Here is a 14840-nt window from a genome sequence, read left to right on the forward strand (position 1 = left end):
GACGGAAGTTAACGGACCACTTCGTACTCATGCCCCAATGCCAGGCAATGGCTCAGCCACTCGCCCAGGAACATATTCAACTGGGCCTTTTCGTCAGGCTGGTGCATCGAGGCATTCGGGTAAGGATAGATGCCGCGAAAGCGTCGCGCATGTTCGGCGCTGACCACTTCGGCCATGCAGGCGTCGTGATAGACCTGCACTTCCAGTTGCGGCACCGGCAGCCACGGCAGGCTGTGTTCCTGACGCACTTGCAGGGTGGTGGTGTAAGGACAGACCTGCAGCACCTCCAGCGCCAGCACGCCGAGCATCTGGTCGCCATGGGTCACGGCGATGCGCCGCGCGGCGGGCTCGCTGCGCATGTCAGGCAACAGTCGCATCAGGCGCGCGTAGTTCGCCTCGCAGGACGCTTGCAGCCCCACGAGGTCCACCCGATAGCGATCGCGCAGTTTGTTTACGACCATAACCCCCTCACTTCAACGCGGTTCAAAGCCAACCATTGCAAGGCAATGATGCTTGGCGCATTGGCAATACGTCCGTCGCGTACGGCTTGCAGGGCATCTTCAAAGGCCCACACCGTAACGCGGATATCTTCTGCCTCTTCCTCCAGCCCATGCAGGCCGCCAACTCCGGTGGTGTCGCAACGCCCCAGGTACAAATGCACGAATTCGTTGCTGCCGCCCGGCGATGGAAAATATTTGGTCATCGGCCAGAGCGCCCTGATTTCAAGCCCAGCTTCCTCCTGCGCTTCGCGGTGAGCAACTTCTTCCGGTTGTTCATCCTTGTCGATCAGACCGGCAACCAGTTCTACCAGCCACGGATTGTCGGTCTTGCCCAGGGCGCCGACCCGAAACTGCTCGATCAGTACCACTTCGTCACGCTGTGGATCGTACGGCAGCATGCACACTGCATCATGACGAACGAACAGTTCACGGCTGATTTCGCGGCTCATGCCGCCGGCGAACAATTCGTGGCGCAAGTGCACGCGATCAAGCTTGTAGAAGCCTTCGAAGCACTTTTCGCGCCGAACGATCTCTACGGCGGTCGGAATGGCGTTGGCAAAATCCGTCATGACTATCCTCTTACTTCAAACCGATACGAGGCTCCGTTACCTGGAGCCTCGACTTCGCGCCATCCTAACGCGCCCGTGAGGTTTGATGCAGCCCCTTTCCTGTCAGCGGGATAGACGGTGAGGGCGAAACCCACTCTAATTAGCTTAGTGGCGAACTGACTGCTCCGTTGATAGTCGAAGCGGGTAACTTTTTGCCTTTCCCTGATTTATGAAGGACACCCATGTCGCTTTTTAAAATCGCCTCCATGGCCGCCGTCGCCCTGACTCTGGGCGCCTGCCAGAGTTTGTTCCAGCCCAATTATCGCGCGCCGCTGGAAACAACCCGCGACGCCACCGAACAGCTCCAGCCGGGTTGCAAGGATCAGGATTGCCCACTGGTGAACATCGACACCCTGCATTTTCCTGCCGAGCCCGCGCTGGACGGCATCATCGAAAAACGCCTGTTGCAAATGACCCGCACCTCGCCCGATGCCCCGGTAGCACCGACACTGGCGGCTTACCGCGAGCAGTTCTTGCGTACCGCCGGCCCGCGCAACAGCAGCTACCTGCAAGCGAAAGTACGCGAGCAGCATGACGGCTTGGTGATCATCGAATTGTCCAGCTACCTGGACACAGGTGGTGCCCATGGCACGCCGGGTCGTGGCTTCATCAACTATTCCCGTCAGCAGCATAAAGTGCTGACGCTGTCGGACATGCTGGTGCCTGGGCAGGAAGACGCGTTCTGGAAAGCCGCGCAGGTGGCGCACAACAGCTGGTTGATCAGCACCAAGCTCGATCAGGAACCGGAGTTCGTCAAGAGCTGGCCGTTCCAGAAAACCCAGAACGTGGCGCTGACCTATGGCGGGGTGATCCTCAAGTACGAAACCAGCAGCATCGCGCCTTACGCGCTGGGCCATGTCGAACTGAAGATCCCCTACCCCCGCCTGAACGGCATCCTCAAGCCCGAGCTGTTTCCCGGCCGTAACTGAAGGCCCGACCCAGCACCAGCTGCAACAGCCCTGCCACCACCAGTGCCGGCAGGGTTGCGCCGATATCCGGATAGAGATTGGCCAGCAGATGATAGGTGCTGACCCCGCCCAGCCAGGCGAGCAGCGCCGGCCAGCGCAATGCGGCTGACGCCACCTGGCCGCTGCGTTTGCGCAGGATGAAGTGATCCACCAGCACCACGCCGAACAACGGCGCAAACACCGAGCCGATCAGCAGCAGGAAGTTCTGGTACTGGGCCAATGGCGCCAGCAAGGCGATCAAGGTGCAGACGACGCCAATGGCCAATGCCAGGTGCTCGACTTTCAAACGCAACAGAATCCCGCTCGACACCGCCGCCGAGTGAATATCGGCAAAGGCGTTTTCCGACTCATCCAGCAGAATCAGCAGCAGCGGAATCCCCAGGCCGGCACCGGCCAGCGCCAACAGCAAGGCATTGACTTCGCCGCTCGGCGCGAACGCCAGGGTGTAGGCCACGCCCAGGCTCATCAGCCAGAAATTACCGATGAAGAAACCGATGGCAGTGCCACCGAAAACGTTTTTCGCCCGCTTGCCGAAACGCGAGTAGTCGGCAATCAGCGGCAGCCACGACAGCGGCATGGCGATGGCAATGTCGAAGCCCACGGCGAACGGCATCGAGCCATCGCCGGCCTGCGCCCACAGCGCGGCCAGGTCAGCTTTGGCAAACAGGTTCCAGGTCAGCCAGATGCACGCCGCCAACAGCAGCCAGATGCCCCACTTACGCAGGATCTGGCGCACGAAGGTCAACGGCCCGCTGACCGCGAGCAAGGTTGCCAGGGCGCCGAAAAACAGCGTCCACAGGATCGGGTTGGACATCAGGCTGCCGTCGCTGAAAGCCTTTGCGCCCAACAGGCTGGCAGCATCGCGCATGACGATGATTTCGAACGAACCCCAACCGATCAGCTGCAGCAGGTTCAGCACCGCCGGCAGGCTCGCGCCTTTGGCACCGAGGCTGAGTTTGAGCGCGGCCATCGATGACAGGCCGGTGTCGCTGCCGATCACGCCGACCGCCGCCAGCAGCAGAACGCCGACCAGCGTGCCAAGGAAAATCGCCAGCAACGAGCCGGACAGGCCCAGGCCCGGCGCGAGCAGTGCACCGGTCTGCAGAACCATCAGGCCGATGCCGAGGGAGAACCACAGGGAAAACAGATCGCGACCGCCGAAGACACGTTTGTCGATCGGCACCGCGAGGTCAGGTGAGTAAGTGCTGGGTTGAATGCTCAAGGGTGTTATCTCAGAGGGACATTGTTGTTGTGCAAACCACCCGTGTGGCGAGGGTGCTTGCTCCCGCTGGTCTGCGGAGCAGACCCAAAACCAGTCGCGGCGCTCCGACAGACAGATCGCGAATACAGGGTTTGCGACTGCTTCGCAGCCGAACGGGAGCAAGCTCCCTCGCCACAAGGGTAAGCGGCGCACCCATGTGCGCTGCTCAGATCAAACTTTCTGGTACAGCTGACTGCCTTCTTTCTTGAACCGCTCAGCCTGTTCCGCCATGCCTTGGGCGACGTCCACGTCCACTGCTTCGATCCGCTGGTTGGCCGCATACTCGCGGACTTCCTGGGTGATTTTCATCGAGCAGAACTTCGGCCCGCACATCGAGCAGAAATGCGCGACCTTGGCCGAATCCTTCGGCAGGGTTTCATCGTGATACGAGCGAGCGGTGTCCGGATCGAGGCCCAGGTTGAACTGGTCTTCCCAACGGAATTCGAAGCGCGCCTTGCTCAAGGCGTTGTCACGAATCTGCGCGCCCGGATGCCCCTTCGCAAGGTCGGCGGCATGAGCGGCGATCTTGTAAGTGATGATCCCGGTCTTCACGTCATCCTTGTTCGGCAGGCCCAAGTGTTCCTTCGGCGTCACGTAGCAGAGCATGGCGCAACCGAACCAGCCGATCATCGCTGCCCCGATACCCGAGGTGATGTGGTCGTAGCCCGGTGCGATATCGGTGGTCAGCGGGCCGAGGGTGTAGAACGGCGCCTCGTCGCAGCACTCGAGCTGCTTGTCCATGTTCTCTTTGATCAACTGCATCGGCACGTGGCCCGGGCCTTCGATCATGCACTGCACGTCGTGCTTCCAGGCGATTTTGGTCAGCTCGCCGAGGGTCTCAAGTTCGCCGAACTGCGCTTCATCGTTGGCATCGGCAATCGAGCCTGGACGCAGGCCATCGCCCAGCGAGAAGCTGACGTCGTAGGCCTTCATGATTTCGCAGATGTCTTCGAAATGGGTGTAGAGGAAGTTCTCTTTGTGGTGCGCCAGGCACCACTTGGCCATGATCGAACCGCCACGGGAAACGATGCCGGTCACGCGCTTGGCGGTCATCGGCACATAGCGCAACAGCACGCCGGCGTGGATGGTGAAGTAGTCGACGCCCTGCTCCGCCTGCTCGATCAGCGTGTCGCGGAACAGCTCCCAGGTCAGGTCTTCGGCGACGCCGCCGACTTTTTCCAGGGCCTGGTAAATCGGCACGGTACCGATCGGCACCGGCGAGTTGCGGATGATCCACTCGCGGGTTTCATGAATGTGCTTGCCGGTGGACAGGTCCATGACCGTGTCCGAACCCCAGCGAATGCCCCAGGTCAGTTTCGCCACCTCTTCTTCAATGGACGAACCCAGGGCGCTGTTGCCGATATTGCCGTTGATCTTCACCAGGAAGTTACGGCCGATGATCATCGGTTCCAGTTCGGTGTGGTTGATGTTGGCCGGAATGATCGCGCGGCCACGGGCGATTTCGTCACGGACAAATTCGGGGGTAATGACTTTCGGCACGCTGGCGCCGAAGCTGTGGCCGGCGTGTTGCTGGTCCAGCAGGCCGGCGGCGCGGGCCACTTCCAGCTTCATGTTTTCGCGGATGGCGACGTATTCCATCTCGGCGGTGATGATGCCTTGGCGCGCGTAGTGCATCTGGCTGACGTTGGCGCCTGGTTTGGCGCGACGTGGATTGTTGACGTGGGCGAAACGCAGCTTGGTCAACTCGGGATCGGCGAGACGTTCCTGGCCGAAATTCGAGCTCAGGCCAGCTAGACGCTCGGTGTCGCCACGGGCTTCGATCCACGGCGAACGCACGTCGGCCAGGCCTTTGCGCACGTCGATGATGACGTTGGGATCGGTGTACGGGCCTGAAGTGTCATACACCACGACCGGAGCGTTGACCTCGCCGCCAAAGTCGGTCGGCGTCACGTCGAGGCTGATTTCGCGCATCGGCACGCGAATGTCCGGGCGAGTGCCCTGGACGTAAATTTTTTGCGAGCGGGTAAACGGCTGCACCGATTGCTGATCGACCTTGGCCGAGTCACTCAGGTTGGTAGTAATTTTTGCTTTTGTAGTCATCACGGGCTCTCCAGACACTCATCCAGGCAATGGATTTTTGTCGGAGCGAACCTGTAAACGAATGGACGCACGTGCGCTGGGAAATCCAGCTGTGCTGTGCTCAGTGCTCGAGGGGTGTTCGATTGTCGAACAACATCCCGGACGAAGCACAAGAGGACTCGCCGGGTGACGAGAAATCTTGTTCCCTACGCAGGCGCTAACCTGATCAGGTTCAACGGGATCCGAAATTATTCGATCTCAGCCTCATAGCAAGGCACCCCGACAAGAACCCGGCCAGTCTAGACACAACTGACAAAGAACGCCAACACCGCTGTAAACACCATGATGAATGGCGTAATTACAGGGGCAGGCAGGATTGTTGCCGCTCGAATGCACAACTACACTCGCTACGCCGAGCTGCGCATTGACGCTGCACCTGTAGCGCCTTAGCCTTGGCGCTCAAATTACTTGTGTAATATTTCTACTAGGGATCGCCTATGCTGCGCAAACTCTCACTGGCCGTAGCCGTGTCATGTGCGTCCAATGGAATGGCCTGGGCAGCAGAAGCGCCCTTGTCGACAAAGAACGATCTGGTCAGCGTCTATCAGGAGGCGGTGGACAACAACGCCGACCTTGCGGCTGCCATCGCTCAATATGGTGCCCAGAAAGAAGTCGTGCCCCAGGCCCGCGCCGGGCTGCTGCCGAATCTGTCGGGCGGCGCGGATGTTTCCAGCGTCCGCACCTCGATCGATCAGCCGTCGGCCACGGCCAACCGCAATGCCCACTCCTACCAGGCCACCCTGGCGCAGCCGCTGTTCCGTGCCGATCGCTGGTTCCAGTTCCAGGCCGCCAAGGACGTCAACGAACAGGCCGCCCTGCAACTCTCGGCGACCGAGCAAAACCTGATCCTGCAAACCGCCGACAGCTACTTCAACGTGTTGCGCAGCCAGGACAACCTGGCTTCGACCAAGGCCGAAGAAGCCGCATTCAAGCGCCAGCTGGACCAATCCAACGAGCGCTTCGATGTCGGCCTTTCGGACAAGACCGACGTGCTGAACTCACAGGCCAGCTATGACACCGCACGCGCCAACCGCATCGTTGCGCAGCGCCAGGTGGATGATGCGTTCGAAGCCCTGGTGACCCTGACCAACCGTCAGTACAACGCCATCTGGGGCATTTCCCATAACTTGCCGATCCTGCCGCCAGTGCCGAACGATGCCAAGGCATGGGTCGAAACCGCCGCCAGACAGAACCTCAATCTGTTGGCCAGCAACTACGCCGTCAGCGCCGCCGAGCAGACCCTCAAGCAGCGCAAGGCCGGCCATGCGCCGACCGTCGACGCCGTGGCCCGATACGAAAAGGGCGACAACGACGCCTTGGGTTTCAGCAACCCGAACGCCTTTGGCCAGCCGTACAAGGGTGATGTCGAGCAATCCACGATCGGCCTGCAACTGAACATCCCGATCTACAGTGGCGGATTGATCAATTCCCAGGTCCGTCAGTCGTACGCACAACTGGACCAGACCGAGCAGCAGCGTGAATCCCTGCGCCGGCAAATCGTCGAAAACACCCGCGACCTGCATCGCGCGGTGAACACCGATGTCGAGCAGGTACAGGCACGCAAACAGTCGATCATCTCCAACCAGAGCGCGGTGGAAGCGACCGAAATCGGTTATCAGGTGGGGACGCGAAACATCGTCGACGTGCTCGATGCGCAGCGCCAGCTGTACACCTCGGTGCGCGACTACAACAACACCCGCTACGACTACATCCTCGACAACCTGCGCCTCAAGCAACAGGCCGGTACGTTGAACCCGGGGGATTTGCAGGACCTGGCTCGTTGGCTGAAAGCCGACTACAACCCGGACAAGGACTTCCTGCCACCGGATCTGGCCAAGGCTGCGGCTGAGCAGTTGAAGGCAAGACCGGGGCAGTAAAAAGGTAACTTGGGTGAAAGCTTTCTGTGGCGAGGGAGCTTGCTCCCGCTCGGCTGCGAAGCAGTCGTAAAACCTGGCAATGCGATATGTCTGTATTTAGCGCGGTGTCGGGGTATGGGGCTGCTTCGCAGCCCAGCGGGAGCAAGCTCCCTCGCCACAATCGGACAACGATCGATTCAAGCCCGGTCGATCAACCGGCCTAGTCCATCCAGCAACCGCTGCAACGCACCCTGATTGCGGCGCATCACCTTCAAGCCCGCCTCCGCCATCCGCTGCGCATCCCGTGGCAGTTCGAACAGCCGCTGCACCGCCAGCGCCAGCCCTTCGGCATCTTCCACTTCCTGCAACGCCCCGGCGCTGCGTAACTGCGCGGCGATCTCGAGGAAGTTGAACAGATGCGGACCGCTCAATACCGGTTTGGCCAGGGCCGCCGGCTCCAGCAGGTTATGCCCGCCGTTCGGCACCAGGCTGCCGCCGACAAATGCACTGTCGGCCAAGGCATAGAGAAACAGCAGTTCGCCCATGGTGTCACCGAGCAGCACCGACGTGGCAGCGGTGACCGGCTCGCCGCTGGAACGCCGCACCGTGGCAAACCCTTGCTGCTGGCACAACCCGTAGACCGAATTGAATCGCTCCGGGTGACGCGGCACCAGAATCAGCAACGCATCAGGGTGATTGGCCAGCAACTGACGATGGGCCGCCAGTACCACTTCATCTTCGCCGTCATGGGTACTGGCGGCGATCCACACCGGGCGTTCCTGCGCCTGCCACTGACCACGCAACTCGCTGGCGCGCTCCAACAGCTGCGGGTCGATGGTCAGGTCGAACTTGATCGAACCCGTGACTTCGACGGTTTCGGCTCGGGCGCCCAGATCACGGAAGCGCTGGGCCTCGGCTTCGGTCTGCACGGCGAACAGGCTCATCTCGGCGAGCATCGGCCCGGTCAATTTACCGAAGCGGCCGTAGCCCCTGGCGGATCGTTCGGACAACCGCGCATTGGCCAGCGCCACGGGAATTGCGCGCCTGGCGCATTGATGAATATGGTTGGGCCACAATTCCGTCTCCATGATCACCGCCAGTGTTGGCTGGACCCGATCAAGAAAGCGTTTTGCAGCGCACGGCAAGTCATAAGGCAAATAGCAGTGCTGGATGCGCGGCTCATTGGCAAACAACGCCTGGATGCGCTCGGAACCGGTCGGCGTCATGCAGGTCACGGTGATCGGCAGGTCTGGATAACGTAGCAGCAAGGCGCGAATCATCGGCGCGGCGGCGATGCTCTCGCCTACCGACACCGCGTGCACCCAAATGCCGCCCGGCTTCATTGCCGGCATTGCGTAGGAGAAACGCTCGCCGATGCGTTTGGCATAGGCCGGCGCCTTGCGCGCGCGCAGCCACAGCCGAATCGCTACCAATGGCAGCCCCAGATAAAACAGCGCGGTGTAGAGAGTTCTATTCATGGCGGCGGAGTTTATCGGCTTTTTTCGCCGATCGCCTGCAAGTGCACGGCAAAACGTTCGGCGAGCCAGCGCGCCGCCGGGCCGAGGGGTTCGTCGCGGCGCCAGACCAGCTCCACCACCAGCGCCGGTGGAGTCCACTCGCTGACCAGTTCAACCATCTGATTCTGATACGTCGGGTACTGCACCACATGGCGCGGCAGCCAAGCCCAACCGAGGCCGCGCACCAGCCATTCGGCCATCACGTAGAAACTGTCGGCTCGCCAGACTTGCGGGCTGGCCGGCTCACTGCCGGGATAGATGCTGGACTCGGTCGACATCAACAGCTGACGGTGCTGCGCCAATTGCTGGCAATCCACCGTGCCCTTGGTCGCCAGCGGATGATCCTTGCCACACACCGTGACCATTTCAACGCTGCCCAGCACCCGCCGCTCAAGCGCCTCGGGAATCTGGTCATGAAAGAACAACAACCCCAGATCGGCCCTGCGCTCCACCAGTTTACGCGCCACATCGCCCTGGGCGGCGCTGGTCAATTGCACTTCGACACTGGGGAATTTTTCCGCCAGGGCCTCAAAGCTTTCGATGATCGGCTGGTAAGGCATGGCCTCGTCCTGGGCCACCCGCAATCGGGCCTCCTGCCCGCGCATCATCGCCAGCGCCCGACCATTGAGCCGTTCGCACTGGCGCAGCACTTCGCGGGCCTCTTCCAGCAAGGCGGTGCCGGCCTCGGTGAGTGTCGGCTGACGCCCGCTGCTGCGGTCGAACAGGCTGACACCCAAGTCTTCCTCCAGCAATGCAATCGAACTGCTGACCGCCGATTGCGCCTTGCGCTGATCCCGCGCCACGGCGGAAAACGATCGCTGCTCCGCTACGCTGACAAACAGGCGCAACTGCTCCAGATTCCATTGTGTGTTCATGGCTCAACCTATCTCCCATGCTGATAGGTAATGACTTTACCGCATCTGGAGAAACACTAGAATGCCGACCTCAGAAAGCAACACTTCACACGAGGATTGAACCATGACCGCTTACTACTACCTGGCCATCGCCATCTGCGCCGAAGTGATTGCCACTGTTTCGATGAAAGCGGTCAAAGGCTTCAGCACGCCGTTGCCACTGCTGCTGGTCATCGTCGGCTACGGTATCGCCTTCTGGATGCTGACCCTGGTGGTGCGCAGCGTTCCCGTGGGTGTCGCCTACGCGGTGTGGGCCGGCATGGGCATCGTGATGGTCAGTGTGGCGGCGCTGTTTATCTATGGGCAAAAGCTCGATGTGCCGGCGATGCTGGGCATGGCGTTAATTGTGCTGGGTGTCGTTGTCATCCAGCTGTTCTCCAAAACCGCCGGGCACTGACACACTCTGTAGGAGCCGGCTTGCCGGCGATGGCGGTGTATCTGATGCACCGCTATCGCCAGCAAGCCGGCTCCTACAGGTCACCTGCAACAGATCCTGAAGATGCCTTGTATACTGCGTCCTCGTCTTGAACACTGAGGTCGCCGAATGCCATCCGTTATTTCCACCGACGCTCTGATTGTCGGCGCTGGTGTCGCCGGCCTCTGGCTGAATGCGCGCCTGCGCCGCCAGGGTTTTTCGACCGTGCTGGTGGAAAGCGCCACCCTCGGTGGCGGGCAGAGCGTGAAGTCCCAGGGCATCATCCACGGCGGCGCCAAGTACGCACTGCATGGCGCGCTGACCGGTGCCTCCGAAGCCATTGCCGATATGCCGCGTCGCTGGCGCGAAGCGCTGGCCGGTGACGGCGAGCTGGACCTGTCCGGCGTGCGCCTGTTGTCCGAAGCCCACTACCTCTGGTCCCCTGGCACGATCGCCGGCAACCTCACCAGCTTCTTCGCCAGCAAAGCCGTGCGCGGCCGCGTCGATCAGGTCAAGGGAGATCAACTGCCACCGGCCCTGCAAGACAAACGTTTCAAAGGCAAAGTCTATCGCCTGGCCGAATTGGTCATCGACGTGCCGAGCCTGATCCAGCGCCTGGCGGATCTTGCAGGTGATGGCCTGCTCGCCGGACAGAAAATCGAACCGTTGCTGGAAGGCGGCGTGCTGGTCGGCCTGAAAGTCGACGAACGCGAGATCCGCGCGCAGCGCATCGTCTTGAGCGCCGGCGCCGGAACAGCTGCGCTGCTCGAAGCATTGGGGTTGAGCCAACCCGCCATGCAACGCCGCCCGTTGCACATGATCATCGCCAAAGGCCCGAGCCTTAAACCTCTCTACGCCCACTGCCTGGGTGGCGGCACCAAACCGCGCATTACCGTGACCACGCATCCGGCTGCCGATGGCCAGTGGGTCTGGTACATGGGCGGCGATATCGCCGAAAGCGAAGGCGTGGCCCGCGAGCCAGCCGAACAGATCGCCACCGCGCAAAAAGAACTCGGCCAGTTGTTGCCCTGGATCGACCTGAGCACGGTGCAATGGGCAACCTTGCGCGTGGATCGTGCCGAACCCTTGCAATCAGGCCTGACCCGCCCCGACAACGCGTTCCTCGCCGAGGAAGGTCGACTGCTGGTCGGCTGGCCTACCAAGCTGGCATTGGCGCCTGACTTTGCCGACCGGGTGATCGACAGCCTTGCCCGAGACGGCATTCAACCGGGTCCGGTATCCGCGCTGCCGCCGCTGCCAAAGCCACCGATGGGCGTTCCGGCCTGGGAGCGACTTCTGCCATGAGCCAAACCACTTTGCTCGACCTGCATCGCCCGCTGGGCAGCACCGGCCTGCTGGTTTCGCCGCTGGGCCTGGGCACGGTGAAACTCGGCCGTGATCAAGGGGTGAAGTATCCCAGTGGCTTCCAGATTCCCGATGACGACGAAGCGCGGATGCTGCTCAAATTGGCCCGCGACCTTGGCATCAATCTGATCGACACGGCCCCCGCCTATGGCCGCAGCGAAGAACGCCTCGGCCCACTCCTGCGCGGTCAGCGTCAGGACTGGGTAATCGTCAGCAAGGTCGGCGAAGAGTTTGCCGACGGGCAATCGCGCCACGACTTCAGCGCTGCGCATACCCGGCTCTCCGTGGAGCGCAGCCTGCAACGTCTGGAAACAGACTTCATCGACCTGGTGCTGGTGCACTCCGATGGCAACGATCTGGCGATCCTCAACGATAGCGAAGTCTACGCAACCCTCGCCGCGCTCAAGGCCGAGGGCAAGATTCGCGGGTTCGGCTTTTCCGGCAAAACCGTCGAGGGTGGCTTGAAGGCTCTGGAACAAGGTGACTGCGCGATGGTCACTTACAATCTGAACGAGCAAACCGAAAAAGCCGTGATTGACTATGCTGCTGCTCACGGCAAAGCCATTCTGGTCAAAAAAGCCCTCGCCAGTGGTCACGTATGCCTGAGTCCCGGGGTGGACCCGGTGCGCGCCAGTTTCGAGTTGTTGTTTGAACATCCGGGGGTGGCCAGTGCTATTGTCGGGACAATCAACCCGCTGCACCTCGCCCATAACGTCGCGACCGTTGCCCAGGTCCTACGCAGCCACTGATGCCGCCCCACGCGGCCTAAAGCAGGAGCCGACATGCCGCGTACGCTCATAAGAAAGAACCCGAGCAACTTCAAGACCCTGCCGTTATTCGTCGAAGCGACTCCCGAAGGCCTGAGTTACCAGAGCGTCGGGAGGCCGCTGAATTTCTCCCAGACCTTGCAACGTCGCCGCCCGGTGACCGTCGCCGACACCGAGCGTTTTGCCCTGGAACTGGCCAACCTCGGAGTGTCGGTGCGCCTCACGCTGCATTGGCAGAATCGAGATTACTGGGTACTGGTGCGTCAACGTCGGCAGGATCGCGGGGACGTGGTGCTCAAGCTGATTTCCGGGTACGTGCCAGCCCACGAGCTGAACCTGCCGCTGCACACGGCGATCCAGGAGATTGCCGAAGAGTGTCTGCTGGAAACCCCGGAAGGCTGGCTCGGCGGGCGCTTCAATGACACCTGGTTGCCAGCGCCCTACTCGTCCGCCCTGCATTACCGCGAAGCCCTGCCGTTTCGCCTGTCACCACTGTCCGGCTCGGCACGGCCGGTGCGTTGCGCCAACCTGCAGCTGATCGAACGACCACGGGCCTATGTGCACTTGCCGACGGCCTCGTTGCAGTTGATTTACGACTTGCGCCTGGAAGTGCCCAAGGAGGCCAAGTCCCTGAGCCTGTTCCACGTCGACGAACGGCTGGAAGGCGATCAACTGGTGGCGCGCCTCGATCGCAAACGTCCCGACCTGTATTTGATGCCTTTACAAGACGGCCACCCGATGGCCGAGCTGTATACCTTGAAGAAGGATCAGCTGTACCCGGCGAGCACGCGCGGGCTGTTTCTGGCCGAGAGTTTTGCCCGGCAGGAAGGCTGGCTGGTACGCGATGAGCGGATTCGCTGGAAGGATTGGGTGAGGCAGCAAGGGTTGAACCCGCCGGACAAAGACAGCGGCCTGGCGCGGTTGCGGGGGAAGGCCAAGCTGCTGCTGAAGAAGATCGTGCCGCGCAAGAAAGTCAGCTCCTGAACCCGTAGGAGCTGACTTGCCAGCTCCTACAAGGGCTGAATCACTCAGACTTGCGGATCTTCTCGACAATCGCGGTCGTGGAACTGTTTTCCACCAGCCCCAGCACTTTCACGGTGCCGCCGTAAGCGGTGACGATGTCCGCGCCGACGACCTGGTCGATCCCGTAATCCCCGCCCTTGACCAGGACGTCCGGCTTGACCTCGCGCAGCAGGTTCTCCGGCGTGCCTTCCGCGAAGCTGATCACCCAGTCCACCGCGCCCAAACCGGCCAGTACCGCCATGCGCCGGTCGACACTGTTGATCGGACGACCCGGCCCTTTCAGGCGGCTCACCGACGCATCGTCGTTGACCGCAACGATCAGACGATCGCCTTGCGCCCTTGCCTGCTCCAGGTAGGTCACGTGGCCGGCATGCAGGATGTCGAAGCAACCGTTGGTGAACACGATCTTCTCGTTGTGCGCACGGGCGTCATCGACGGCCAGCAGCAACTGCTCGAGGCCCAGCACACCACGCTCCGAACCTTCTTCACGCTGGATGGCGCGACGCAGTTCCGGTGCACTGATCGCTGCCGTACCCAGTTTGCCGACCACGATGCCCGCCGCCAGGTTGGCCAGGCCCACCGCATGCGGCAGTTCTTCGCCTGCAGCAATCGCCGCCGCCAGGGTAGAAATCACCGTATCACCGGCACCTGTGACGTCGAACACCTCACGGGCGCGGGCCGGCAGGTGCAAGGCCGGATGATCCGGACGCAACAACGTCATGCCGTGTTCGCCACGGGTCACCAGCAACGCGCCGAGGTCGAGGTCGTGCATCAACTGCGCGCCCTTGCTCACCAGCTCGTGCTCATCGGCGCAACCACCGACGATGGTTTCGAATTCGCTGAGGTTCGGCGTGATCAGGCTCGCACCACGGTAGATCGAAAAATCCTTGCCCTTGGGGTCGGCCAGCACCGGAATGCCACGGGCACGGGCGGCCTGGATCAGCACCTGGTGGTTTTTCAGTGCGCCCTTGCCGTAGTCAGACAAGACCAGCACCTTGATGCCTTCGAGCAGTTCGTCGACTTGCACCGACAACGCCAGCGAGTCGGTGGCGAACGGTTCTTCGAAGTCGATACGCAGCAATTGCTGGTGCCGACTCATGACCCGCAGCTTGACGATGGTTGGCTGGTGCGCGATGCGCTGGAACAGCGCCCGCACGCCTGCACCCTTGAGGCTATTGACCAGACTGTCGGCGGCTTCATCGTCGCCGGTCACGCCGACCAGCGAGGCCGGGGCGCCGAGGGCGGCAATGTTCAACGCAACGTTGGCGGCACCGCCGGGGCGGTCCTCGATGTGCTCGACCTTGACTACCGGTACTGGTGCCTCAGGGGAAATCCGTGAGGTACCACCATGCCAATAACGGTCGAGCATGACATCGCCGACCACCAAGACAGGGGCTTGATCGAATCGCGGCATGGACAACTTCATGGAGCAACCCACATACAAAATGAACAGGGGCGCGATATTAACACAGGGCAGCCGCAGGCTTGTGCGACGGCTGCAACGGATAAATTCGCGAAGAGACTATAGCTGTCGAGAGCAACGAGG

13 protein-coding genes and 1 riboswitch are annotated in these 14840 nt (G+C 61.5%); of the genes, 6 read left to right on the forward strand and 7 right to left on the reverse strand.

Features of this window, described 5'->3' with window-relative positions; genetic code table 11:
- Positions 1–8 precede the first annotated feature (8 nt).
- Both KHO07_RS26420 and KHO07_RS26425 read right to left on the reverse strand, forming a co-directional pair.
- Positions 9–461, reverse strand: a complete 453-nt coding sequence (locus tag KHO07_RS26420) for a DUF1249 domain-containing protein (protein WP_008063540.1) — start codon at positions 459–461, stop codon at positions 9–11.
- Positions 452–1069, reverse strand: coding sequence for an NUDIX domain-containing protein (locus tag KHO07_RS26425; RefSeq protein ID WP_150735636.1), 618 nt, complete (start codon positions 1067–1069; stop codon positions 452–454). The genes KHO07_RS26420 and KHO07_RS26425 overlap by 10 nt, the downstream gene beginning before the upstream one ends.
- Before the next feature lie 221 nt (positions 1070–1290).
- Here KHO07_RS26425 and KHO07_RS26430 point away from each other — a divergent pair, with 221 nt between their 5' ends.
- Positions 1291–2037, forward strand: coding sequence for an RsiV family protein (locus KHO07_RS26430; RefSeq protein WP_212625937.1), 747 nt, complete (start codon positions 1291–1293; stop codon positions 2035–2037).
- Here the strand turns inward: KHO07_RS26430 and cytX are convergent.
- Positions 2006–3298, reverse strand: coding sequence for a putative hydroxymethylpyrimidine transporter CytX (gene cytX / locus KHO07_RS26435; protein WP_150735634.1), 1293 nt, complete (start codon positions 3296–3298; stop codon positions 2006–2008). The genes KHO07_RS26430 and cytX overlap by 32 nt on opposite strands.
- 210 nt (positions 3299–3508) lie before the next feature.
- On the reverse strand, positions 3509–5398 hold the full coding sequence (thiC, locus tag KHO07_RS26440; RefSeq protein ID WP_150735633.1) for a phosphomethylpyrimidine synthase ThiC: 1890 nt from the start codon (positions 5396–5398) through the stop codon (positions 3509–3511).
- Between the two features lie 165 nt (positions 5399–5563).
- A riboswitch (TPP riboswitch) is annotated at positions 5564–5669 on the reverse strand.
- A 205-nt stretch (positions 5670–5874) separates the two neighbouring features.
- Between thiC and KHO07_RS26445 the strand changes: the two genes are divergently transcribed.
- On the forward strand, positions 5875–7314 hold the full coding sequence (locus KHO07_RS26445; protein ID WP_075947313.1) for a TolC family outer membrane protein: 1440 nt from the start codon (positions 5875–5877) through the stop codon (positions 7312–7314).
- Between the two features lie 176 nt (positions 7315–7490).
- Here KHO07_RS26445 and waaA read toward each other — a convergent pair whose 3' ends face one another.
- On the reverse strand, positions 7491–8771 hold the full coding sequence (gene waaA, locus KHO07_RS26450) for a lipid IV(A) 3-deoxy-D-manno-octulosonic acid transferase (protein WP_212625938.1): 1281 nt from the start codon (positions 8769–8771) through the stop codon (positions 7491–7493).
- An 11-nt stretch (positions 8772–8782) separates the two neighbouring features.
- Entirely contained in the window at positions 8783–9685 is a 903-nt protein-coding gene (locus tag KHO07_RS26455) for a LysR family transcriptional regulator (protein WP_150735630.1), read from the reverse strand.
- A 103-nt stretch (positions 9686–9788) separates the two neighbouring features.
- Between KHO07_RS26455 and KHO07_RS26460 the strand changes: the two genes are divergently transcribed.
- From KHO07_RS26460 to KHO07_RS26475, 4 genes are all read left to right on the forward strand, one after another.
- Positions 9789–10121, forward strand: a complete 333-nt coding sequence (locus KHO07_RS26460; protein ID WP_008004867.1) for a multidrug efflux SMR transporter — start codon at positions 9789–9791, stop codon at positions 10119–10121.
- 147 nt (positions 10122–10268) lie between these two features.
- On the forward strand, positions 10269–11444 hold the full coding sequence (locus tag KHO07_RS26465; protein WP_212625939.1) for an FAD-dependent oxidoreductase: 1176 nt from the start codon (positions 10269–10271) through the stop codon (positions 11442–11444).
- Positions 11441–12253: an aldo/keto reductase gene (locus KHO07_RS26470; protein WP_212625940.1), complete on the forward strand. Its 813-nt coding sequence runs from the start codon at positions 11441–11443 to the stop codon at positions 12251–12253. The genes KHO07_RS26465 and KHO07_RS26470 overlap by 4 nt, the downstream gene beginning before the upstream one ends.
- A gap of 33 nt (positions 12254–12286) precedes the next feature.
- On the forward strand, positions 12287–13255 hold the full coding sequence (locus KHO07_RS26475; protein ID WP_150735627.1) for a metal ABC transporter ATPase: 969 nt from the start codon (positions 12287–12289) through the stop codon (positions 13253–13255).
- Positions 13256–13295: 40 nt separating this feature from the next.
- On the opposite strand, the gene hldE is transcribed toward KHO07_RS26475, so the two are convergent.
- Complete coding sequence (hldE, locus tag KHO07_RS26480) at positions 13296–14720, reverse strand: bifunctional D-glycero-beta-D-manno-heptose-7-phosphate kinase/D-glycero-beta-D-manno-heptose 1-phosphate adenylyltransferase HldE (RefSeq protein ID WP_046819873.1); 1425 nt, start codon at positions 14718–14720, stop codon at positions 13296–13298.
- Positions 14721–14840: the final 120 nt, after the last annotated feature.

Source organism: Pseudomonas sp. PP3 (genome assembly GCF_905336995.1).
Classification (GTDB): domain Bacteria; phylum Pseudomonadota; class Gammaproteobacteria; order Pseudomonadales; family Pseudomonadaceae; genus Aquipseudomonas; species Aquipseudomonas reinekei.

Bases quoted from the DNA above. Each gene is read 5' to 3' on its own strand.
- KHO07_RS26420 (WP_008063540.1), bottom strand. From the start codon at position 461: ATGGTCGTAAACAAACTGCGCGATCGCTATCGGGTGGACCTCGTGGGG.
- KHO07_RS26425 (WP_150735636.1), bottom strand. From the start codon at position 1,069: ATGACGGATTTTGCCAACGCCATTCCGACCGCCGTAGAGATCGTTCGG.
- KHO07_RS26430 (WP_212625937.1), top strand. From the start codon at position 1,291: ATGTCGCTTTTTAAAATCGCCTCCATGGCCGCCGTCGCCCTGACTCTG.
- thiC (WP_150735633.1), bottom strand. From the start codon at position 5,398: ATGACTACAAAAGCAAAAATTACTACCAACCTGAGTGACTCGGCCAAG.
- KHO07_RS26445 (WP_075947313.1), top strand. From the start codon at position 5,875: ATGCTGCGCAAACTCTCACTGGCCGTAGCCGTGTCATGTGCGTCCAAT.
- waaA (WP_212625938.1), bottom strand. From the start codon at position 8,771: ATGAATAGAACTCTCTACACCGCGCTGTTTTATCTGGGGCTGCCATTG.
- KHO07_RS26455 (WP_150735630.1), bottom strand. From the start codon at position 9,685: ATGAACACACAATGGAATCTGGAGCAGTTGCGCCTGTTTGTCAGCGTA.
- KHO07_RS26460 (WP_008004867.1), top strand. From the start codon at position 9,789: ATGACCGCTTACTACTACCTGGCCATCGCCATCTGCGCCGAAGTGATT.
- KHO07_RS26465 (WP_212625939.1), top strand. From the start codon at position 10,269: ATGCCATCCGTTATTTCCACCGACGCTCTGATTGTCGGCGCTGGTGTC.
- KHO07_RS26470 (WP_212625940.1), top strand. From the start codon at position 11,441: ATGAGCCAAACCACTTTGCTCGACCTGCATCGCCCGCTGGGCAGCACC.
- KHO07_RS26475 (WP_150735627.1), top strand. From the start codon at position 12,287: ATGCCGCGTACGCTCATAAGAAAGAACCCGAGCAACTTCAAGACCCTG.
- hldE (WP_046819873.1), bottom strand. From the start codon at position 14,720: ATGAAGTTGTCCATGCCGCGATTCGATCAAGCCCCTGTCTTGGTGGTC.